General features: G+C 45.9%; 21 protein-coding genes. 3 read left to right on the top strand and 18 right to left on the bottom strand.

The window, feature by feature from the left end:
• Positions 1-37: 37 nt before the first annotated feature.
• The gene (locus CEF13_RS13065; RefSeq protein ID WP_102711091.1) at positions 38-1,231 is read right to left on the bottom strand and encodes a response regulator transcription factor; all 1,194 of its coding nucleotides are present in this window, start codon (positions 1,229-1,231) and stop codon (positions 38-40) included.
• Positions 1,206-3,008, bottom strand: coding sequence for a sensor histidine kinase (locus tag CEF13_RS13060; RefSeq protein ID WP_102711090.1), 1,803 nt, complete (start codon positions 3,006-3,008; stop codon positions 1,206-1,208). Before CEF13_RS13060 ends, CEF13_RS13065 begins: the two co-directional genes overlap by 26 nt.
• Positions 3,009-3,267: 259 nt before the next feature.
• On the opposite strand from CEF13_RS13060, the gene pdxR reads away from it, so the two are divergent.
• Positions 3,268-4,704, top strand: coding sequence for a MocR-like pyridoxine biosynthesis transcription factor PdxR (pdxR, locus tag CEF13_RS13055; protein WP_208414455.1), 1,437 nt, complete (start codon positions 3,268-3,270; stop codon positions 4,702-4,704).
• 61 nt (positions 4,705-4,765) lie between these two features.
• Here the strand turns inward: pdxR and CEF13_RS29475 are convergent, their stop codons facing one another.
• Positions 4,766-4,900: a hypothetical protein gene (locus tag CEF13_RS29475; RefSeq protein WP_279588859.1), complete on the bottom strand. Its 135-nt coding sequence runs from the start codon at positions 4,898-4,900 to the stop codon at positions 4,766-4,768.
• Positions 4,901-5,002: 102 nt separating this feature from the next.
• Complete coding sequence (locus tag CEF13_RS13050; RefSeq protein ID WP_102711089.1) at positions 5,003-6,175, bottom strand: benzoate/H(+) symporter BenE family transporter; 1,173 nt, start codon at positions 6,173-6,175, stop codon at positions 5,003-5,005.
• Positions 6,176-6,362: 187 nt separating this feature from the next.
• On the opposite strand from CEF13_RS13050, the gene CEF13_RS29020 reads away from it, so the two are divergent.
• Together CEF13_RS29020 and CEF13_RS13045 are read left to right on the top strand one after the other, a co-directional pair.
• Positions 6,363-6,470: a YjcZ family sporulation protein gene (locus CEF13_RS29020; protein WP_208414453.1), complete on the top strand. Its 108-nt coding sequence runs from the start codon at positions 6,363-6,365 to the stop codon at positions 6,468-6,470.
• A gap of 156 nt (positions 6,471-6,626) precedes the next feature.
• On the top strand, positions 6,627-6,851 hold the full coding sequence (locus CEF13_RS13045; protein ID WP_102711088.1) for a hypothetical protein: 225 nt from the start codon (positions 6,627-6,629) through the stop codon (positions 6,849-6,851).
• A 124-nt stretch (positions 6,852-6,975) separates the two neighbouring features.
• On the opposite strand, the gene CEF13_RS13040 is transcribed toward CEF13_RS13045, so the two are convergent.
• The 14 genes from CEF13_RS13040 to mutL form a co-directional block, all read right to left on the bottom strand.
• Positions 6,976-7,185 carry a YjcZ family sporulation protein gene (locus CEF13_RS13040; RefSeq protein WP_102711087.1) on the bottom strand — a complete coding sequence of 70 codons (210 nt, stop codon included), beginning with the start codon at positions 7,183-7,185 and terminating at the stop codon, positions 6,976-6,978.
• A gap of 152 nt (positions 7,186-7,337) precedes the next feature.
• Entirely contained in the window at positions 7,338-8,666 is a 1,329-nt protein-coding gene (gene glnA / locus CEF13_RS13035; RefSeq protein WP_102711086.1) for a type I glutamate--ammonia ligase, read from the bottom strand.
• 45 nt (positions 8,667-8,711) lie between these two features.
• Positions 8,712-9,122: a MerR family transcriptional regulator gene (locus CEF13_RS13030; RefSeq protein WP_102711085.1), complete on the bottom strand. Its 411-nt coding sequence runs from the start codon at positions 9,120-9,122 to the stop codon at positions 8,712-8,714.
• A gap of 63 nt (positions 9,123-9,185) precedes the next feature.
• Complete coding sequence (locus CEF13_RS13025) at positions 9,186-10,478, bottom strand: methionine gamma-lyase family protein (protein WP_424991957.1); 1,293 nt, start codon at positions 10,476-10,478, stop codon at positions 9,186-9,188.
• Positions 10,479-10,525: 47 nt separating this feature from the next.
• Entirely contained in the window at positions 10,526-11,815 is a 1,290-nt protein-coding gene (gene hflX, locus CEF13_RS13020) for a GTPase HflX (RefSeq protein WP_102711083.1), read from the bottom strand.
• Between the two features lie 28 nt (positions 11,816-11,843).
• Entirely contained in the window at positions 11,844-12,830 is a 987-nt protein-coding gene (locus CEF13_RS13015) for an AAA family ATPase (RefSeq protein ID WP_102711082.1), read from the bottom strand.
• A gap of 98 nt (positions 12,831-12,928) precedes the next feature.
• Positions 12,929-13,597, bottom strand: a complete 669-nt coding sequence (locus CEF13_RS13010; protein WP_102711081.1) for a YdcF family protein — start codon at positions 13,595-13,597, stop codon at positions 12,929-12,931.
• Positions 13,594-14,151, bottom strand: a complete 558-nt coding sequence (locus tag CEF13_RS13005; protein ID WP_102711080.1) for a ribonuclease FAU-1 family protein — start codon at positions 14,149-14,151, stop codon at positions 13,594-13,596. The genes CEF13_RS13010 and CEF13_RS13005 overlap by 4 nt, the downstream gene beginning before the upstream one ends.
• Before the next feature lie 283 nt (positions 14,152-14,434).
• The gene (locus CEF13_RS13000) at positions 14,435-15,085 is read right to left on the bottom strand and encodes a peptidylprolyl isomerase (RefSeq protein ID WP_102711079.1); all 651 of its coding nucleotides are present in this window, start codon (positions 15,083-15,085) and stop codon (positions 14,435-14,437) included.
• A 17-nt stretch (positions 15,086-15,102) separates the two neighbouring features.
• Entirely contained in the window at positions 15,103-17,595 is a 2,493-nt protein-coding gene (locus CEF13_RS12995) for a transglycosylase domain-containing protein (protein WP_102711078.1), read from the bottom strand.
• A gap of 151 nt (positions 17,596-17,746) precedes the next feature.
• Positions 17,747-17,992, bottom strand: coding sequence for an RNA chaperone Hfq (gene hfq, locus CEF13_RS12990; protein WP_102711077.1), 246 nt, complete (start codon positions 17,990-17,992; stop codon positions 17,747-17,749).
• Between the two features lie 17 nt (positions 17,993-18,009).
• Positions 18,010-19,029 (bottom strand): tRNA (adenosine(37)-N6)-dimethylallyltransferase MiaA, encoded by a 1,020-nt coding sequence (gene miaA / locus CEF13_RS12985; protein ID WP_424991956.1) that lies wholly within the window; start codon positions 19,027-19,029, stop codon positions 18,010-18,012.
• Complete coding sequence (locus CEF13_RS12980; RefSeq protein ID WP_102711076.1) at positions 19,026-19,802, bottom strand: class I SAM-dependent methyltransferase; 777 nt, start codon at positions 19,800-19,802, stop codon at positions 19,026-19,028. The genes miaA and CEF13_RS12980 overlap by 4 nt, the downstream gene beginning before the upstream one ends.
• Positions 19,799-21,775: a DNA mismatch repair endonuclease MutL gene (mutL, locus tag CEF13_RS12975; protein ID WP_102711075.1), complete on the bottom strand. Its 1,977-nt coding sequence runs from the start codon at positions 21,773-21,775 to the stop codon at positions 19,799-19,801. The genes CEF13_RS12980 and mutL overlap by 4 nt, the downstream gene beginning before the upstream one ends.
• Between the last annotated feature and the right edge of the window lie 16 nt (positions 21,776-21,791).

Raw genomic sequence — 21,791 nt, 5'->3', positions numbered from 1 at the left:
AAAAAATCCCCCCACAAGGATGGGGAGATTAAGATTACTAAAGCGTTTTCTTCTGATATTGAGCTCGATATTTCTGTGGGCTGACTCCTTTAAACTTTTTGAAAATACGACCAAAATAATTAATGTTCTCATAACCGACCTGCTCTGCAATTAAGTAGCTTGGGAGATTCGTATCAACAAGAAATCTTGCAGCATGATCAATTCGAAGTAAATTAATCCAATCGGTAAAACCTAAGCCGGTTTCTTTTTTGAAAATAGTGCTTAAATAGCTTTCGCTCATATTAATCATTTCCGCAGCATCTTTTAGCGAAATATCGTGAGTAAAGTTCGCACTCATATAATCAAGCAATAATTTAATATCATCGCGCGTTGTTTCACGTACTCCTTGATCTATAATTAACGATTTCGCTTTCAAATAAAAGCTGCGGACTTCCTCCCAATCATGAAGAGAACCGCTTACTTCTGCCCGAAGCGAAATGCCAAGCAAATGGCTGGATGTGCTGATCAGGTTGTTTATTGCCATTTCTAATTGTGAATTTTTGTCCTCCGATATCGTTAGTAGTACAACCATTTCCCTATTACCGACGGAAACAGGATTGCTATCCAGTATCGTGTCTAATTCTGATTGAATCAAATGCTTAAGCAATTCAATGGACGAAGGCTCCATCCCGCCTTCACGTACATGCCGCACATGAAGAACAAGAAGAATACTGTTTGGCCTCAGCTCCAGCATTTCGGAGGCAGCAATGGATTCTCCTTGCAAGCGCAGCTCCAACTGACGGGTTAAGGCATCTATTCTTGTATCCTGCTGCTCTGCTTGATCAGTTTGCACAGTATGCTGAGCCTGTCCTCCCGAAATCTTGCCTGCCGCTTCAATCAGAAGGTCCAGCAGCTCTGCTGGCTTCATTGAGGTCTTCAACAAGTAGTCTTCTACACCAAGCTTCATTGCCTTCCGAACATACTCGAATTCATTATGACTGCTAAGAACGATAATAAGCATATTAGGATATTTTTGTTTAACAATCTCAATTAGCTGAAGACCGTTCATACGAGGCATCACAATATCAGTCAACAAAATATCTGGTACTCTGTTCTCCATAAGCTCCAGCGCCTTCTCGCCGTCAGAAGCATCTCCGATAAATTCAAAATTATGTTTTTCCCAGTCAATTAGCGATTTAACCCCTAAACGTACCAATAGCTCGTCGTCAACCAACATCACCTTTAGCTTCATCTATTGTTCCTTTCTGAACTTTTTTGATGGGCAGCACGTACTCGACTTTCGTTCCTTCATTCGGTTTACTGGATAAGCAAATGCCGAATGGCTCACCGTACTGCAGCTTTATTCGATCATGCACATTTTTTACTCCAATTCTTTCTGGTGGAGGCTCTGATGGTCCTGCAGCCAATCGACTTTGAATTTCTTCAACCCGATTTTGATCGATGCCAGCACCATTATCCCATACCTTCAGAACAAAGCATTCTTCCTCATTCCGCGCGCTTATCACGATGCGTCCAATTCCATTAATCGATTCGATGCCATGTACCAGACAATTCTCGATAATGGGCTGAAGCATAATTTTAATCACTTCCTGATCCATAAGCTCATCTGGGACATCCATCTCGAAAGACAGCTTTTCTTGATATTTCATTTTCATTAGACCGATATAGTTCTCAATGTAGTCGAGCTCCTGCCTTAGCGGAATTAGACTAGCCCCTCTACCGATACTGCCCTCAAGTATGCCGCCTAAATTAGAAAGCATATCCCCGACTTCAGCGTCATTTCGTATATAAGCCATCCATTTAATATTGTTAAGTGTATTAAGAATGAAATGGGGATTGATCTGAGCTTGCAGCGCACGGAAGCGCATATCTTCCTTTTGCTCATATTCGTCCTTGACCTTATGCAGCAGTCCGCGAATCTCTTTCACCATTTTGTTGTACGTTTGTATGAGAGACGAAATCTCCTCTGGTCCAGTTATCGAAATAGCTGAATAAAATTGTTTTTCTTCCAGCTCCTGCATTCTCTTTTTCAGCAATTTAAGCGGTTTGGAAATACCGTATGAAATGGATAGCGTAATGATGGAGAAGATAATAAATATGATGATGAATATAATAATATTAGCTTTGCGAATATCGAAAATTTGCTTAAAAACGGTGTCGTACGGAACCAGCTGCACGATTTTCCAACCGTTAAGATGGACCGTGTCATAATTGACTATCCACTTTTGACCGTCCTTCTTGATAATCTCCTGCCCCTTTGTATTCTTCCAAATACTCGGCATATATTTTTGTTCCGCAACGCTTTCACCGATCATTTCCTTGGTTTGGCTGGAAACAACCTTACCACTTGCATCAATAAGATAAATTTCTCCTTCTAGCCCCGTCAAATATTTGCGTATATCCTTCTCCGCTACACTAAATGCAACCATTCCTATATTTTGAGAAGACTGTAGATCCGTTATCGTCTTGACCAACGTTATTATCGGCTTACGATCCATATACATCAGCTTTTTATCGTTAAACATCCATTTTATTTGGTACGGCTTACTCATCATCGCTTTATACCAATCAGAAGCCGTGTACTCCTGATACAAGCCTTCACCCATATAGCTCGTGCTATGCGAGTTGCCATAACGGTCAAATAAAGTAACATACGTATTCGTAAAATAAGAACTGAACAGCCTGTTTAATTCCGTATCATTCAATCGCAGCTTCTCATATTCGCTGATGGAATTAGGATCCTTGAGCATATTAGCAACATCTGGGTTAATCGTAATATTGACTGCGGATTGAAGCATATCCAGCAAAAATAATTCAATATTGAAATTGACCAAATACAGCGCATCCTGCGTTGCGCTGCCTATTTTTTGTTCAATTACTTTTTCCAGCGGCTTGTCCATGAAATAGAATGTTAGAAGAAAGGGGATAATTAAGAAAAGCAGGATAGAGAAAAAAATTTTGTTCCGAATGGAGTTCCATCGACCGAAAATACGATTAAAATAGCTCATGCCATTCCTTCCTCTCGAGTCCCATATGCACGTTCATTTTACACAAAGTATTAGGAAACATAAGGATGAACCATCTATTTCAATTTTACAATGTTTTTTTTCAAACGATACTTTTATTTATTTCCATTTTATACCGATAATCTACGTGGTTGACGTTATATTCATGTATTGATACTGTTTATGTAAGAGGTTAGTTAAATCAAATAAAACCGGTTTAGTTAATCCACACTATACATATCAATACGAGGCGGTGAATGTCTTGTGGAAGCCCGACCGTTCGATGAAAATCCCGCTATACCAACAAATTGCGGATAACATGGAACAAAGAATTTCATACGGTGAGTTTCCTCCTGGCAGCTTACTTCCTTCCGAGCGCAAGCTGGCAGAGCAATTAGAAGTAAATAGAAGCACTATTATTCTTGCATATGAGGAGCTTCGAGCAGCTGGCATAATTGAAAGCCGTTCTGGGGGCGGGACTAGAGTTAGCAAGCACAAATGGGGAGCAACACCGAAGCATACACCGAATTGGAATCGTTATGTCAAGGGGGGGAATTTTCTACCTAGCGTACCCTTCTTGCGCCGCATCAGAGAAGCGCTTCAGCAGAATCAATCGCTCATTGATTTCGCGAGCGGAGAACTATCGTCTGATTTATCACCGAATAAGGAAATCAAGCTCATATTAAATGAACACCCCTTCACCGAACATTTGGGTTATGACAACCCGCAGGGATACATGCCTTTAAGAAAGGCGCTTGTTCAATTTCTGAATGATTACCGTGATATTCATACAACAGCATCTTCAATTCTGATTACTTCCGGTTCACAGCAGTCCTTGTATTTAATTACGCAATGTTTGCTCGCACCGGGCGATGCAGTCGCAATAGAAGATCCATCCTATTGTTATTCACTGCCTATGTTTCAATCAGCAGGCTTGCGTTTATTTAGATTGCCGGTGGATGACAAGGGGATACAACCAAAGGATATTATTGCGCTGTACAAAAAAAATCGTATCAAAATGATATTCATCAATCCAAATTTCCACAATCCTACCGGCACTTGCATGGATCAAGAACGGCGAAACCAACTGCTGGAGGCTGCAGGAAGCCTTGGCATTCCTATCGTAGAGGATGATCCCTTTAGTTTAACCTCGTATAATGGGCTCCCTCCTAGGCCGTTGAAATCGGATGATGAGCATGGTTCCATCATCCATATCGGTTCACTTTCGAAAACAATCGCTTCTGGACTTCGGATAGGCTGGATGGTTGCACCACATTCCGTTGTCAGCAGACTTGCTGATGCGAGGCTGCAAATGGATTTTGGTCTAAGTGTTGTTCCGCAGCGAATCGCGACACAGTTTCTTCAATCTCCTTATGTGGAGCCGCATTTAGACCGCTTGCGGATGAATTTGCTGTTCAAAAGAGATCTGCTTATTGAAGCGCTGCGAAAGGAGCTTCCAGACCTGGTTACGTTCACGATTCCTGAAGGCGGTCTTCATCTCTGGTGCAGGATCATTCCAGAGGTCAATGAATCCCGCCTGTTGGAAGAATGTATCCGCAGAGGCGTTGTGTACGTTCCTGGAAGTGTATATGGTTCTGATGCTGATTACGTCCGTTTCACCTTTGCACGTGCGAAGGCTGAAGAAATCAACATCGGAATCAGCAAGTTTGCTGAAGCCCTTCGTTCAATACTCGACTAAAAAATGCAGGAAAGCAGTGTCCCAATTGAACATTGCTTTCCTGCATTTTCATCCTGCTATATCACTGACCATCGATACGATCATCATGGTCTTCCCATCTTTTCGAATACGCTTTATTCGTGATCCAAATCGTCATCCATACCAATATGACAATAATGACAGCCGTTACAACCCATATACCCATAGGAACTTGCATCGTAACTATCCCCTCTCTCTATCAACACTTACAGCTTAAGCGTAACGTTGAATTTCGATTTTGTAACCGTCCATTCCAAATGGAAATACCCCATCCAATTTGCTAAGCGGCCTTACTTGTAGGTGCTTCCATGTTCTCACCCAGCCACTTCATAACAAACAATCCGACCGCAAGGCTCCAGATAGGCGCTGATATTCCCAAAAAATCAACATTCGACACCGCAATAACGAAAGTGAACACCGTCGAATAGCTGTATCGCTGCTTGGAGAATGCAGATTGCATGCTTTGAATAAAAATGCCTATTAACGAGAATCCAGTAATAATGAGAATGAAGGCTAACGGTAAAATTTTAATAAATGCAATTACCTTCCAAGCAAACAGTCCAAACAGTGCAACAATCAATCCTGAGATGACGGCTGAATAATATCTCTTTTCTTTGGGGCCTGCCTCTTCACTGCTGCAAAGCATGCTCATCATCCCGCCAACCGTTACGGCATGACCGCCGAACCAGCCTATAAGAGCAGTTGCAATTCCAGTTATCGTAATTGTTTTAACCGCTGAAGGCTCATAACCATTTTTTCTTATAGCAGCCAAAGCCACGAATAGGTCATTGCTTAATACAAGCAGAGCGAGCGGCACCGCCAAAGAAATAAAGCTGTTCCATGAGAATACAGGAGTTATGAGCTGAGGCATTGCGAATGCGATGTGCTCAGCTGCAGGAAAATCATAGCTGAACCAAAGCGCCAGCAGCCCCATACAAATGACGCCTATGATTGGCGGACATTTCTTAAACAACTTTGGAAACATAAAGAATCCAACCAACGCCATCAAGCCGATAATAGGGTTATCCTTAAAGGCTGGCACAATTTTCACGATATGGGTGAATATGAGACCTGACAGCATTGCATCCATTAACGGTTTGGGGAGGAAAGCCAGCAGCTTGTCCGCCAAGCCTGACAAACCAAATACAGCAATAATCAATCCTGCCATTATGGCAGCGCCAGCTAATTCCCCAATGGAGAAATGAATGACAGAAGCAGCAAGAAATGCAGCTGCCGTAATGGAATGTGCCCCACCAAATGGAATCTTATAATAGATGGACAAAGCTGCATTTAACAGTCCTCCAAAAAAATAAACGGAAAACAACCATGAGATAAGCTCGTAATTTGTAAATCCCGCATTCTGAGCGCTGCTTACAATAAGGACGGCCCCTCCCGTACATGCAAGTAAAGCGGATAAGAATCCGGTCAAGATCTGTTCGGATTGAAGCTTCATTCTGTTGTTCCTTTCACTTAAGCTGAATATAAGAATAAGGCGATTCAGGCTGTTACGTCAACCGTTGTCATATAAATAACACTTATCTAAACATTTATTACTGCCTCGCGAGACAAACACCCAATCATGACACTTGATTCATGCATAATCTACAACGTACTCAACACGTAAGGAGGTGCATTGAAAAATGTCAGGTTACGTTGGTGGTGCTTTCAATAATTTAGGTACTATTCTCGTTCTCTTTATTCTGCTCGTTATTATCGCTTGTAGTTGCGGCTTCTGGGGCGGCTACTAACATTCAACCATTAAATCCCTTTAATATGTCCCACAGAAAAGACCCTTCACTGGGTCTTTTCTTGTGTTTCGTCCATATACATGAATCTCTTTCTATAGATTCAAATAGAAGCATATCGTTTAAATATATGAAGAAAGCTTGAAAGGAGTTGAGAGCATGACCGTAAGCAAAATCATACGCAGCCTTTCCTTTGGCTTTATTTTTGGAATATTAGCCATTGGACTTCTTCCGTTTCTTATTGTATTCAATTGGGCCGAGATGCTTAATTTTACCGAGCTTGAAGCCTCACCCTTATTTTTAGTTGCAACTCGATTCATTAACGGATCATGGAAAAGCAGAACAAGTAAACCATCTAAACAAAATGTAGATTCAAACGAGTGAAACTCAGTCGAATATAAATAGATACTTATTCCATAGACCACAAAAGCAAAACAGCCGAACAGGTGAGAAACCCTGATCGGCTGTTTTATTAATGTTATATTAGTGGATACTCGATAAGGTCTTATTAAAACAAGACTGAACGCGAGATGATAACAAGAAGGATAAATAATACAAGAATGATTCCGAAGGTGCCGCCGAAACCACAACCGCCGTAGCCTTGTACGCCGCCTACATGTTCACAACCGCCGCCATAACCTTGTGACACGCCAGCTACGTTAGTGCCGCCATATCCTCCATGACTGACTCCGCCTACATTTCCTACTCCATAACCCATGTGTTCATCTCCTTTTCTTAGGTACAAAATAGCATATGTTTGCATGGGTATTTGGCTTGGGCAGAGCCCCAATATAGACTATAGTCTACTTCTGATTGTTATAAAAAAATCCCTCAGCACGCAGGGCGCTAAGGGATGAATAATTCGGGTTTTTAATAAAGTGTCAAATACTGATCGCGTTCCCATTGGTGAACCTGCGTCCTGTACATATCCCACTCAATTTCTTTCAATTCATAGAAATGGGCAAGAGCATGATCGCCAAGCGCTTCACATACGATGTCGTTTCTTAGCATCTCGTCCAGCGCTTCCTTCAAATCAAGCGGCAAGCTTGGAATTCCTGAATCCTCACGCTCTTCATCAGTCATGATGTAGATGTTCCGGTCCGTAGGAGCAGGTAATGGAAGCTTGTTCTTAATACCGTCTAGACCCGCTTTAAGCATAACTGCAAGCGCTAAATAAGGATTAGCTGCCGGGTCAGGATTACGCACCTCTACACGCGTGCTGAGGCCGCGTGAGGCCGGGATCCGAATCATTGGCGAACGATTGCTTGCTGACCACGCAACATAACAAGGAGCCTCATAGCCAGGCACAAGACGCTTATAGGAGTTGATCGTTGGATTCGTAATGGCTGCCATCGCACGAGCATGCATAAGTATGCCTGCCATGTATTGACGCGCAGTAGCACTGAGTCCCAGTTTATCCTTCTCATCATAGAATACGTTGGTGTCGCCTTGGAATAACGATTGGTGGCAGTGCATGCCGGAACCATTCACTCCGAATAATGGCTTTGGCATGAACGAAGCATGCAAGCCATGCTCGCGAGCAACGGTTTTGACAACCAGCTTGAATGTTTGAATTTGATCGGCAGCTTTAATAGCATCCGCATATTTGAAGTCAATCTCATGCTGTCCAGGAGCTACCTCATGATGCGATGCTTCGATTTCAAAGCCCATTTCTTCCAAAGTTAACACGATTTCACGACGGCAATTCTCGCCCATATCCATTGGAGCCAAATCAAAGTAGCCGCCTTGGTCATTCAATTCAGTAGTCGGCTCACCGCGCTCATCTGTTTTGAACAGGAAAAATTCCGGCTCAGGTCCAACATTCATTGCTGTATATCCAAGCTCCTCAGCTTCCTTGAGCGCACGCTTCAGAATTCCGCGCGGATCACCAGCAAACGGCGTGCCGTCCGGCATGTAAATGTCGCAAATCAAGCGAGCAACGCGATCCTGCGTTACCCAAGGGAATACGACCCAAGTATCTAGGTCAGGGTATAAGTACATGTCAGATTCTTCAATCCGCACATATCCTTCTATGGATGAGCCGTCAAACATCATCTTGTTATCAAGTGCTTTATCAAGCTGGCTTACCGGAATTTCTACATTTTTGATCGTTCCGAGCAAATCTGTAAATTGCAAACGAATAAAACGAACATTTTTTTCCTGTGTTATACGTTTAATATCCTCTTTAGTAAAACCCATGGAATCATCTCCTTAGTTTGCTAAGCATTTGATGTTATAGCCGTACTAGCGCTTATGCAAGAAACGTGTTAATTGTCCTTGAATAAGAGACGCTTGTCCCGGTCTTTTCTCTAGAAGCTGTTGTTTCAGCAGACGATGAAGCTGTTGATCAGAGAGCTCTCTGCGCTTCACTTCTGATTGCTCACTAACGATTGTGGCGTCATCCGATTCTTTCGATACCGGATTCATCACTTGCTTAATGCCCGCGATGTTAACGCCTTTCTCAATCAATGATTTAATTTCCAAAAGCCGTTCTACGTCATTAAAAGAAAATAACCGTTGGTTTCCTGCAGTCCTTGCAGGCACGATTAGTTCATGCTGTTCATAATATCGGATTTGACGGGCGGTTAGATCCGTCAACTTCATTACAATACCTATAGGGAATAAGGCCATATTTCTGCGAATCTCATCAGCCATGTCGCATCAACCTTCCAGTCGCTCATTTACTATGTTCATTTTAAACGTTATACCGCAAATGTGTCAAGTCGTGTGAGGTTTGGTTACAATTAAACCACTGTCGACAAGTCGATATAAAGCAGTCAAAACACCGTATTTGGCATGTGAATAGGTTAGGCCGCCTTGCATATACGCAATATAGGGTTCACGGATCGGAGCATCCGCCGAAAGCTCCAAGCTCCCGCCTTGAATGAATGTTCCTGCTGCCATGATAACAGCATTCTCGTAGCCAGGCATATCCCACGGCTCTGGCATGACATGAGAATCCACTGCTGCCGCCTGTTGGATGCCTTGAACGAAAGCAATTAGCTGCTCCGCTTCTGCGAACCGAACTGCTTGAATAAGATCTGTTCGCGGCTCATTCCAGCGCGGCTTTGTTACAAAACCAAGCTCCTCAAACATAGCAGCTGCCAGTACACTGCCCTTGACCGCTTGTCCAACGATATGTGGTGCCAGAAAAAGCCCTTGGTAAATCGCCCGCAGCGTTCCAAGCATTGCACCCACTTCTCCGCCAATCCCGGGCGCCGTCAATCGATAAGCAGCTGCCTCAACTGCAGAAGCGGTCCCTGCAATATATCCGCCAGTCTCAGCTAGGCCGCCGCCGGGGTTCTTGATTAGAGAACCTGCCATCAAATCAACACCAACCTCAGTCGGCTCAAGCAGCTCCGTAAATTCACCATAGCAATTATCTACAAAAACAAGCACATCCTGTTTGATCGCCTTCACTCGCTTCACCATGAGCTCAATCTCGGCTACTGAGAATGAGGCGCGCCAATCGTAACCGCGCGACCGTTGAATACCGATAACCTTCGTACTCGGCGTTATGGCTTGCTCAATCCGCTCCCAATTCAAGCTTCCATCCCCTTGAAGCGGGACCTCCGAGTATTTAATGCCAAAGTCCTGCAACGAACCGGTGCCGTCCCCAGGCTTACCGATTACCTTATGCAGCGTATCATAGGGTCTTCCAGTTATATAAAGAAGCTCATCGCCCGGTCTAAGCACACCGAATAATGCACAGCTGATCGTGTGCGTGCCAGAAACAAAATGCGGCCTTACGATTGCAGCTTCCGCACCCATCACATCCGCATAGACCAAATCCATAATTTCACGGCCCCGGTCATTGTAGCCGTACCCCGTAGAGCCGTTGAAATGAAAATCGCTTACCTTGTGGCGCTGGAACGCTTGAATGACCTTCCAATGATTGCGCTCTGCTATCTTATCGACAGACCGGAAGGCCTCTGCAGCCAGCTGTTCAGCCTCGGCTGCCAGACCCTCAAGCTTCTCCCATAGCTTCTGATTCTCATGCTGTATACTCACTTTAAATCTTCTCCCCTTCTGCATTGCAAACCTTAGTTCAAAACCATTTACTCGATATATTGCTGCAAACGATGCCCATGCTGTTCATATTGCTGCCTGCTCACTTGTACCGTCAGTCGCAGCGTTTCCTCGTTAACCTCTTGATTGATAACTTCTCCGCTCCGGTAAGCCAGAGCAATTAAATCTCCTCGCTCGGCAGGCACATTGAAGGTTAGTGTATCACCGCTTAGCTTGTCTTGAATCGTTTGCCTAAGAAGCTCAAGGTCATCTGCCTCGTAAGCGCTGATAACCAGATTATCACCGCCGGTCATGGGCAGGTCAGATAATGTCCCGCTTACGCTAACTAAATCCTTCTTGTTAAAAACCATAACAGTAGGCTTGTCGGCTGCGCCAAGATCACCCATGATTTTGTTAACAACCGCTATTTGTTCATCGCGCATAACTGAACTGCTGTCGATTACATGCAGCACAAGATCAGCCTCACAAACCTCTTCTAACGTAGCACGGAAAGCAGCTACGAGATCATGGGGCAGATTCTGAATGAAGCCTACCGTATCAGTCAGCACCACTTCCCTGCCATTAGGCAGCTCAAGTGCGCGTGAGGTCGGATCAAGCGTAGCAAATAGTTGATTCTCTACATAAACATCTGCTTGAGTCAATTCCCTCAGCAGAGTCGACTTGCCGGCATTCGTATAGCCTACCAAAGCGACTTGGATAGCCCCAGATTTTTTCCGGCGCTCCCTATGCAGCTTCCGATGGCGAACGAGCTCATCAAGCACAGTTTTCAGATCAAATATACGATCCCGAATATGGCGACGATCGGTTTCCAGCTTCGTCTCCCCCGGTCCGCGCGTTCCGATTCCCCCGCCAAGCCGCGACAAGTTTTTGCTTTGGCCGGACAGACGAGGCAGCAAGTAGCTCAGTTGGGCAAGCTCGACCTGTATAATCCCTTCGCGCGTTTTTGCTCGCCCAGCGAAAATATCCAGAATCAGCTGCGTTCTGTCCACGATCTTCAAATCAAGCGACTCTTCCAAATTTCTAACCTGTGCGCCTGAAAGCTCTTGGTCAAATATGGCAGTCGTAGCCCCAAGCTCATCCGCCAGCGCTTTAACCTCCTGCACCTTGCCTTTGCCGATAAACCATTTGGAGTCGGCAGTCTCTTTATTTTGCGTAATGGTAGTAAGAACCTCAACGCCAGCTGTTTCTGTAAGCTGCACCAGCTCCTGCAAGGAATGCTCGGGGTCTCCGCCATGTCGCTTGTCATTAGAGGTAACTAGGCTGATTAATATTGCTTTTTCAATCATATTTGGATTTGTATCGAATGTTTTCTCGCTCATCATATACTCCTTCTATACTTCTAAGTCATTATGTTTTCGTATCCCATCTTAAATCATCCGGCCGGATTGTCATAAGCTCCTGCTTTGGCGGAACAGAGCTAGCATATTGAGTAAGCAGACGCACCGCCTGATATCTAATCGCCTTCTCAATCGAGTTTCTAACATATCTTGCATTGCTGAAAGCGAACATCGAATTCAGCTTCTCCTGCATCAAATGCTGCCTTAATTTAAAGATGGTCTGAGGCATCATAATATAATCACGATCTTTGGCCATGAGCTCGCTAATTTGAATCAATTGATCCACGTTGTAATCCGGAAATTCAATTTGAATCGGAAACCGTGACGGCAAGCCGGGATTCGTAAGCAAGAAATCGTCGATTTCGGCCGGGTAGCCCGCCAAGATAAGTACAAATTGATTGCGATTATCTTCCATAGCCTTTACAAGTGTATCAATAGCTTCTTTGCCGAAATCTTTCTCTCCGCCACGCGCAAGACTATAAGCTTCGTCAATAAATAAGACCCCGCCAATCGCTTTTCGCACCAATTCACGCGTCTTTTGAGCCGTATGACCGATATATTCGCCTACAAGATCAGCCCGTTCAACCTCAATCATATGCCCCTTCGTAAGCACGCCCATCTTCTGAAACAGCTTAGCAACAATGCGAGCTATAGTTGTCTTGCCCGTTCCCGGGTTTCCTTTAAAAATCATATGGTACACATGAGAACCGCCGAATAATCCGGCTTCCGAACGCATTCGGCTGATATAGAGCAAGGCATATATTTCATAAACCAATGATTTCACATTGTCCATGCCGATCATCGGCTCAAGCTCTTTCTGAATATCCGCATAATGATCGACGCTCGGCAGCGGCTTTACTGCTGGAAGCGGTTCTACATCCAGCGCATGCGCCGATGCCCCGCTTTGAAATGTTTCCTGGCTTCTTAGTACCACATTAATTTGGCGGGAAGGCCTTGCGGAGCCATTACCGGGTCCTGATATGACGTTTCCATTCATCTGTCGCATCACCTATCCTTTGCATCTAGAGCTGTAGCGGCTAACCGCACTACAAGTTTATTCTACTTTGCAGTTGCATATTAGCAGATTCACAGCACCTAAACAGAAGAGCGGATTCCTAATGTGAGAAGAAGCCAATCAAGCTTCCATTTCGTGAAAGCAAGCACCTCGCGCGTTTCATTGTATACCGGATTTAACACCTTTGATTTCGTAGCAGCAACTTGAAAATGCTTGAAATCCAGCTGTTTCGCTATTTCCTTCGATCTAGCCGCATGATAGTCATGGGTAATCACAACGAGCTGAGTAAGCTTCTGCTGGTCGGCTATTTTTTTGCTGAACAATAAATTTTCATAGGTGCTGGTCGATTCGTTTTCTAGCAACAGCTTGTCAGCTGATATACCTTTTGCAATGAGATAGTCGCGCATGCCCTCAGCTTCCGTTTTGGTAGCTTTATTGTGATCCAGCCCTCCGGATAAGATCAGCTTGTCCACTCCGCCTTCGTTATATAATGTGACTGCCAATTCTAATCGTTCCTTCAATGCGGGGCTAGGCACATCATTCCACAATGCCGCTCCCAGCACAATGCCGGCATCCGCTTTGGCAACCGGCTTGTCGGTTGGGTATCCGTTTATGAGCCATAATAGATATCCGCACCAGAACACGCCTGCACAAACAAGCCAGGCAGCAACACGAAACAGGAGCAGCCACGAACGATTTTTTTTCGAACGTTTACGCGGTCTGCTCCTTCTGACTGTACTGGTTCTCATGATTCGCTTAACTCTCCCGTACGTTCAAGCAAGCTCTTGCGATGCTTGAGGCTAAGTGTGAAGTAACGAAACCTTCCATTGCGAATGCTGGAGAGCAATCTGCCAGCTGTTTTCTTCGCCAGCGCAACATCCTTGCCATTGACATCGCCTTGTCTGTGCGCGTCCTCCAGCTCATCCTCATCCATTAGAAAAACTTCCCCGCTCGGAAGCACAACCACATCCAAGTATAGGTCATCGAACCATGGCACCTGCTGATCCGTTAAGCCTTGCGTCTTGCATACATCAATATACCACTGTACAACGCGTCCCTTGTCATCAAACATCGTCGTTACTACAAAATGCTCGCCCTTTGGAAAATGCTGCATCCATAAGTATCCTCGATCAGCCAGGCAAAGCTTGCGTCCGTTATATTCCTTCCATAACGGCTCACGTAATTCTAATATCCGATAAAACGTAACGAGACCTTTGAACTCCTCGCCGTCAAGCGCTAGGCATGAATAGCTTTTGCGCAAGATACGCCGCCAGTTGGCCCGGTCTGAAAATTTTCTCTTCATACGGAACGTACCTTTCCGGTCATTCGGGAAAAACCCGTTACTGCAAACGAATGCACCTCTTAGTTTTGGTCAAGCAACATCCGGCAAGCGACGATCGACTGTTGAAAACTTCCTATAAAAAAAGATTACCATATCTTAACGTCCATCTCCAGCAGACAACGAAAATAAACCAAGCATTCTTGTCCAAACATGCAGAAAGGAGTGTCGTCCACTTCTTTAAAAAGCATTCACATCGAATAGATAAACAAAAAAACCGCCGTCCCCTGAGGGACGACGATTCGCATTAAGATTGTTCTATTGTGATCGATTCAATGATAATCTTCTCAGCAGGCAGATCTTTGACAATAGGCGTTCTAGAAATTTCCTTCACAACATCCATTCCCTTTTCCACTTTGCCGAAAATCGTGTAATTAGGCTCACGATTTAAATTAGCTGCATCTGGGCCTGTACAAATAAAAAATTGGCTCCCGCCGGTGTTCGGCTGACTAAAGTTAGCCATGGCTACTATTCCATCTTCGTACTTTATGTCTGAACTAAGCTCATCTGGAATGGAATAGCCCGGTGTGCCTTTCCCTGTCCCGAAAGGATCACCTGTTTGAATCATAAAGGATTCAATGATGCGATGAAAGGACAGTCCATCATAAAATCCAGCACGGACTAGAAATACAAAATTATTCACCGTTACCGGTGCTTCATCCGCGAACAGCTTGACTGTAAAGTCGCCTTTAGTAGTATGAAACTTCGCTGAATACGATTTGTCGAGATCAATTTGCATTTCAGGCATCTTGGTCCAGCTCATCGTTTTCGGAGAAGCCTCTACGCTGCTTCCGGTTAATAGTCCCGCATCATGCTTGCCTCCACAGCCCGCGATAAGCGAAACTGCAGCGACAAGCAATATACAGAGCAGGAAACGCGCACTCTTTCTATCCGCCATTACTAACCACCCGTTCTTTACGTATTGCCGCCGGTACCCGTGTTTCCTAAACCTTTAGTGGCAGTCCCATTGTCTGTGCCCTCATTAGGGTTGGGCGTTGCGCCCGGACCGCCTGTTCCATTGCCTGCTCCCGAATCTGGGTTTCCTTCTGGTGGAAGCGTAGGAATGCCTGGATCGATTGATCCATCACCGCCATCACCGTCTATTGGCGGCGTCGGTTCTCCGCCACTCGGATCCGTTGGTACGGGCTCCATAGGAATGTCTGGAATGTAATCCGTTTCTGGAATGACCACTTTCATCTTTGGAGATGGTGAGCTTTCCTTATCATTCACAGCATCATAAGCGAGTACGTAATACTCATAGGTCTGACCAGGGAATACACTCATATCGTCAACCCCAGTCGTTGTAAGCGAGTCTACGAATCGTATATAACTACTTTCCGAAGCTTCCTTGCGGAACACCTGATAAGTTACTTCTCCGTCTTGAATAGGGTCCCATGAAAGATGAACCTTCATCTCCTCCGGAATGAATACAGCATTAAAGTTTTTAATTGTTGCCGGCGGCTTATCTTCTTTAATGCCTTGAGGTTTATTAAAGCTTGACTTCGGCACATTCTTAAGAGCAGACTTCATTACTTTTGAGAATAATACGGCCGATTGCACACTGCCTGTCTTCAAGATGTGATCCTTATCGGTCTTATCGTATCCCATCCATACGGCTGCTGTCCACTCCGGCGTATAGCCAACGAACCATGCATCACGTATTCCATTGCCCTTATAATCCGGAAGACCATGCTGTGTCGTGCCCGTTTTGCCCGCCAAAGGACGGTCAACAGCAGCCTTAACGCCAGTACCGCCTTTTTCTACAACGGTCTCCATCATTTGAGTTAAATACCACGCTGTTTCAGCAGACATTAGCTGCTTCACAGGCGGTGCTTTATAAGTGAGAGAGTAATTATTTTTCCCTTCAATCTTCAAGATCGTATGCGGATCGACTGACTTCCCTCCGTTTGCAAATACACTATAAGCAGTAGCCATTTGCAGAGGTGTAGCACCTTTCGTCAGCCCTCCGAGAGCAGCTGTCAGGTTCCGGTCTTCCTTCTCCAGATCAAAGCCTAATTTATTTGCAAACTCGAAGCCTTTACTTAATCCGATTTGATTCAGCATCCAGACTGAAGCAAGGTTTCGAGAGTCCTTAATCGCTTGCGTCATCGATACAGGAGTCGCCCCCCATCGATCAGTTGGACAATAGTTGCTATAGCATTTCTTATCATTGGCCAGTATCGTCCATGGGAAATATTTGCCCGTTTCTAGAGCAGGCCCATAGGAGATAATCGGCTTGAACGCTGAACCAGGCTGGCGCTGAAGCCCCACTCGGTTGAGACCCTTCTTCTTGTAATCCCGACCGCCGGACAGAGCTTTAATGGTGCCGTCACGGTGATCGATGATAATCATTGCCGCTTGAACTTGTCTTTCATCTTTGCTTTTCTCAAAATTATCATCGTCATCGAATTGCTTGTCCATCGCATCCTGAGCTTCTGTGTTCAACGAGGTATAGATCCGATAGCCGCCAATTCGCAGCTCTTCCTCAGAAAGATTCGTCACATCAATCGCTTCTTTGACGACAAAATCGACAAAAGCAGGATATTTCTCAATTTGATTGATTTCATGATCCTCAGGCACCTCATATACAACAGCCTTCGCTTGCTCCATCTCCGCATTCGTAATGTAGCCCTGCTCATTCATCAGCTTCAAAACGATCGCACGGCGATTCATGGAGTCCTCCGGACTGTTAATCGGGTTATATCGGCTTGGCGCCTTCGGAATACCAGCCAACGTTGCAGCCTGCCAAAGCTCCAGCTTATCCAGGTCAGTGCCAAAATAAAATTGAGCAGCCGCTTTGGCTCCATACACGCCTTTCCCGAAATAAATCCGGTTGAGGTACATCGTTAATATTTGCTGCTTGGACATTTGATGCTCCAGCGCAACAGCTATTGAAGCTTCCGTTGCTTTCCGGAAAAATGTTTTGTCTGCCGTTAGGAAGACGTTCTTGGCGAGCTGCTGTGTTATCGTGCTGCCGCCCTCTACCGCACTGCGTGCGATAACGTCCTTCACAACTGCACGGCCGATCGAGAAGAAATCGATGCCTGAATGCGTATAGAAGCGCTGATCCTCAGTGGCTACTACCGCTTCCATCAGATGTGCGGGAATTTCCGAAAACTCCGCAACCTCTCGGTTATGTCCATCTGCACTCAAGCGTGCTATTTCATTCTCGCTCGCATCATAAATAATCGACGCTTCTCCGAAATCAAGCTGGTCTCCTTTTTCGGCCAAAATCCGCTCACCGTTCAGAATGATAAGCAAATACCCGATGATGCCGCAAACGATTGCGATAACTGCCGTGAAGAACAAGCCGTAAAACCATTTCTTTCCTGATATTTTCTTTTTCCTTTTCTTTGTTTGTTTCGGTGCTGCTTTAGGTGATGTCTTGTTGCTTGGTCGCTCAGCCATTGCCGAATCCCCTCCTGTTGATCCAAATATCTCTCTTTTCTATCTTTTCCACGAAACGTAAAGAGCAACCCGCCATGGAGCGGGTTGCTCTTGCATGCCGCTATCTAGTTAAACGAAACGTGTTATTAGAAAGTTTCATAAATGTCCACGATTACGAGTCAGAGCTGCCCTGATCCTGCTGCATAAGTGAGACATTTCGCTGCGGAGTGAACGTAGAAATCGCATGTTTATACACCATTTGTTGACGTCCTTCACTGTCAATGATGATGGTGAAGTTATCAAACGCTTTAATAACGCCCCGAATTTGAAATCCGTTCATTAAGAAAACCGTAACAGGTATATTATCTTTGCGCAGCTGATTCAGAAACGTATCTTGAATATTGATCGACTTGTTCATTGGACGTTACCCCCGTCTTAAAAAGATTGATTAGAAGTATATTCAAGATTAACTTGAAACTTTCCTGCTATTATATCATGAATGGTTATTAAATTGTTGTGAAAATTTTGTTCCATGTCGATCCAGTGTATATCTTTCATATGGCGAAACCAAGATAATTGACGCTTGGCAAACCGGCGAGTATCTCTCTTTAGCAGCTCTACAGCAGCCTCCAGCGTACAATTGCCGCGCAAATACTCCGCTATTTCCTTGTATCCGAGACCCTGCATAGCAACCGCCTGCGGCGGAAGATTCCGCTCAAGCAGCTCTTTCACCTCATCCACTAAGCCTTGCTCCATCATCAGGTCAATGCGCTCTTCTATTCTACGATACAGCTTTGCGCGGTCCATAGTCAAACCAATGATGCAAAGCTCATACGGTGATTCCTTCGATTGACCTGCTTGCTGGTCGGAGAAGGTTTCGCCCGTCATATGAAATACTTCAAGCGCTCTAATGACTCGGCGCAAATCATTGGGATGCAGCCGCTTGCCTGCCGCTGGATCAATCGCTGCCAATCGTGCATGCAGCGCCTCTGCGCCATGCTCAGCCGCATAACGCTCCTGCTCTAAGCGAAATGCTTCATCGGAGCCGATATCCGCAAATTGAAAGCCATAGCAGACTGATTCTACGTATAAGCCTGTTCCTCCAACGATAAAAGGAAGCTTGCCGCGTTCAGCGATATCTGCAATCGCTTGAGTCGCATTCGTTTGGAAATCGGCTGCAGAATACGAATATTCCGGTTCGCATATATCGATAAGATGATGCGCGATACCCTCACGCTCATCCATAGCAATCTTAGCTGTGCCGATATCCATGCCTCTGTACACCTGCATGGAGTCGCCAGAGATGATTTCCGCATTCCATGCTTTGGCCAAATCCAGGCTCATGCGCGTCTTGCCTACTGCCGTAGGTCCGATAAGGACGAGCAGCGGCTGCTTGCGCCCAGCAGATCCGTTAGAAGCTGTCTGCTCGATATTCGGTCGTTCTTTTTCATTCAAAGCTCTATCACTCCATATGCTATTTTCGACGTATTGACATGCCGCCGCTGGAATCCAAGGCGCGCAAATTCGGAGCTTGCCTGGTGTTCCTTAAGCACGACGCTTTTCCTTGCGACACGCTTCGCCTGATCGATAACTTCACTCGTTAAGGCGTCCATATTCGCAATCCCGCGAAGCGGCTCCATCGAGCTCGACTCATGGATCGGCTTTCGGAACATGGGATCGAAATAAACGATATCGGCGCTCTTATCTTGCAGTGACTTTAAATAATCCAAATGATGGATACAGTGCATTTGAATCCTTCTCATCGCTTGATTGACGTCGTTAAGACCGGTCTCATATTGCGCCAGCCCCTCGCGCACGAGCGCACAAAGCACGGGCTCGCTCTCAATAGCAGTTACACGGCCATTCTCTCCGGCAGCATATGAGAATACAAGCGAGTCAGAAGCGAGGCCTGCGGTGCAATCAATGACATGATCCCCCAAAGAACAGCCTGAGAGCTGGATTAAAGGATCGGTTTCACCGCGCCGCAGACGCTTTACTCTTACAAAAGCCATGCTTGGATGGAAATACAGCGGAGCCTCCGATATTCCATCATAATACCTCACCTCTTGCTCGGTAACCACAAGCAGCCGCTTATCTGTTGAGAGAGTGAGCAGTTTGTTGACCGTTAAATTCCCACGCGATTTAAGCGTACAATCCAGCTCAGCCGCAAGCCTGGCTGCTTGCTCCGCAGCCCTTTCAGACGGCTTTGCTGTAGTAGTAACAATCACGACATCACCCGCTTAAACATTTTCTCAAGCTGATAAATCGATAGATGAACGATAATAGGACGCCCATGCGGGCAAGTATAAGGCTGTTTGCAACTCGCTAATCTGGCAAGCAAGGAATCGCCTTCCTCGCGATTCATTCGATCATTGGCTTTAATCGATGCTTTGCATGAGCACATGATGGCTGCTTTTTCCCGCAGCTTACCGATATTAATCGACTTTCGCTCTGTAATGATCAGCTCCGCCATCTCCTCGAGAATGGCTTTTTCTTCACCCTGCGGCATCCATTCCGGATAGGAGCGGACGAGAAAGGTCTGCGCGCCGAATGCTTCCAGCTCAACTCCAGCTCCTTCAAACAACGGCAGAAGCTCCCTTAGCTGAGAAGCTTCGCCTGATGTGAATTCGAGCGTTAGCGGAACAAGAAGCTGCTGGCTTGCTGCTTCTGGATTGCCGAATTTCTCGAAATAATACTCATAGTTAATGCGCTCATGGGCTGCATGCTGATCGATCAAATATAGGCCATCCTCCGCTTGTGCAACAATGTACGTTCCATGATGCTGCCCAATCCAGTGAAGCTCAGGAAAGACCGGCTGAGCAGGCTCCTCCTCTTCGGATTGATATGGCGCAGGCGCCGCTCCGCCTTGAATCGGCTGCTGAGAGGTTTGCTGCTCCTCTAAGGATTGGAGATTCGCGGCTGATTGCCATTCATTCTCCACAGAACGCTCGCTTTCAACTGCAGATGCTGCCGCCTGAGTCCACGGCGCAGCGACCTCATGGACAGCTAGCGACTCTGCTTGCGCATGAGCTGGCGGAGCGTACAGCTTCTCCGCTGCTCCCCGCGGAACATACTCGCGTTCATGCTGCGGCGGTTGGTATGGCTTGAAGCTCTCCCCTGCCGGCTCGGGACGATGAAAGGAAATTGCATCCTGTACAAACAGCGGCTTTGAGCGCTCCTGCTTGCTGCTAGATTCTGGTCCTGGAATGTGACGCTGAGTTTTGAGGATCGCTTTCACTGCATCCTCGATTAATGTACGCAGCTCCGGCTCTTTACTGAATCTCACTTCCATTTTGGAAGGATGAACGTTCACATCCAGCAAGCTGGGATGCATTCCCAGCTCGATGACGGCAAGCGGATAACGATTAATGGGTAGAAGCGTATGATAGGCCTGCAGCAGAGATTGATTAATCGTATGGCTGCGAATATACCGTCCGTTGACGATAGCTGTAATGCCGTTTCGGTTCGCACGTGTAAGCTCAGGCTTCGAAATATAGCCTCTCAGCTCGTAATCTGCTGATTCTGCTTCAACAGGAAGCATTACTTTAGCTGTATTCGAGCCGTAGACAGCAGCAATAACCTGCAGACGGTCGCCTGTACCCAATGTCCGCAGCAGTACATTGCCGTTATGCATGAATGTAAAAGCAATTCCTGGATGCGCGAGCGCGATTCGGTTTATATAATCTGAAATATGTCCAAGCTCGGTTTGAATAGCTTTCATATATTTAAGCCGTGCCGGGGTGTTATAGAATAAATCGCGAACGACGACGTCCGTTCCTTGCGGCGCATTTGCAGGCTCGTCCAGCGTCACCTTGCCGCCTTCAATAACGATGCGGCGTGCTAGTCCTGTCGATGTCTCCGAGGAAATGCACTGCAGCCGCGATACGGCAGCGATACTGGGCAGCGCTTCTCCGCGAAAGCCTAAGCTGGCTATGCGGAACAGATCGCTGCTCGTTGCGATTTTGCTCGTTGCATGGCGTTGAAATGCGGTAACGATATCAGCGGCTTCAATTCCGTAGCCGTTGTCCAGAACACGGATTAAAGACAAGCCGCCTTCTTCAATTGAAATATCGACTGTCGTGCTGCCAGCATCCACTGCATTCTCGACCAGCTCCTTCACAACGGAAGCTGGCCGCTCAACAACTTCGCCGGCAGCGATTTGGTTGGCAAGCTGTTCATCCAACACATTAATTTTGGCCATAACGTTACCGTTCTCC

This window comes from Paenibacillus castaneae, from assembly GCF_002884445.1.
Taxonomy (GTDB): domain Bacteria; phylum Bacillota; class Bacilli; order Paenibacillales; family Paenibacillaceae; genus Pristimantibacillus; species Pristimantibacillus castaneae.
The sequence above is the reverse complement of the archived record's forward strand: the minus strand, read 5'-3'. Positions and strand labels throughout refer to the sequence as shown.

Excerpts from the sequence above, each read along its gene's own strand:
- CEF13_RS13065 (WP_102711091.1), bottom strand. The coding sequence starts at position 1,231 with ATGAAGCTAAAGGTGATGTTGGTTGACGACGAGCTATTGGTACGTTTA.
- CEF13_RS13060 (WP_102711090.1), bottom strand. The coding sequence starts at position 3,008 with ATGAGCTATTTTAATCGTATTTTCGGTCGATGGAACTCCATTCGGAAC.
- CEF13_RS29475 (WP_279588859.1), bottom strand. The coding sequence starts at position 4,900 with ATGCAAGTTCCTATGGGTATATGGGTTGTAACGGCTGTCATTATTGTC.
- CEF13_RS13050 (WP_102711089.1), bottom strand. The coding sequence starts at position 6,175 with ATGAAGCTTCAATCCGAACAGATCTTGACCGGATTCTTATCCGCTTTA.
- CEF13_RS29020 (WP_208414453.1), top strand. The coding sequence starts at position 6,363 with ATGTCAGGTTACGTTGGTGGTGCTTTCAATAATTTAGGTACTATTCTC.
- CEF13_RS13045 (WP_102711088.1), top strand. The coding sequence starts at position 6,627 with ATGACCGTAAGCAAAATCATACGCAGCCTTTCCTTTGGCTTTATTTTT.
- CEF13_RS13040 (WP_102711087.1), bottom strand. The coding sequence starts at position 7,185 with ATGGGTTATGGAGTAGGAAATGTAGGCGGAGTCAGTCATGGAGGATAT.
- glnA (WP_102711086.1), bottom strand. The coding sequence starts at position 8,666 with ATGGGTTTTACTAAAGAGGATATTAAACGTATAACACAGGAAAAAAAT.
- CEF13_RS13030 (WP_102711085.1), bottom strand. The coding sequence starts at position 9,122 with ATGGCTGATGAGATTCGCAGAAATATGGCCTTATTCCCTATAGGTATT.
- hflX (WP_102711083.1), bottom strand. The coding sequence starts at position 11,815 with ATGAGCGAGAAAACATTCGATACAAATCCAAATATGATTGAAAAAGCA.
- CEF13_RS13015 (WP_102711082.1), bottom strand. The coding sequence starts at position 12,830 with ATGAATGGAAACGTCATATCAGGACCCGGTAATGGCTCCGCAAGGCCT.
- CEF13_RS13010 (WP_102711081.1), bottom strand. The coding sequence starts at position 13,597 with ATGAGAACCAGTACAGTCAGAAGGAGCAGACCGCGTAAACGTTCGAAA.
- CEF13_RS13005 (WP_102711080.1), bottom strand. The coding sequence starts at position 14,151 with ATGAAGAGAAAATTTTCAGACCGGGCCAACTGGCGGCGTATCTTGCGC.
- CEF13_RS13000 (WP_102711079.1), bottom strand. The coding sequence starts at position 15,085 with ATGGCGGATAGAAAGAGTGCGCGTTTCCTGCTCTGTATATTGCTTGTC.
- CEF13_RS12995 (WP_102711078.1), bottom strand. The coding sequence starts at position 17,595 with ATGGCTGAGCGACCAAGCAACAAGACATCACCTAAAGCAGCACCGAAA.
- hfq (WP_102711077.1), bottom strand. The coding sequence starts at position 17,992 with ATGAACAAGTCGATCAATATTCAAGATACGTTTCTGAATCAGCTGCGC.
- mutL (WP_102711075.1), bottom strand. The coding sequence starts at position 21,775 with ATGGCCAAAATTAATGTGTTGGATGAACAGCTTGCCAACCAAATCGCT.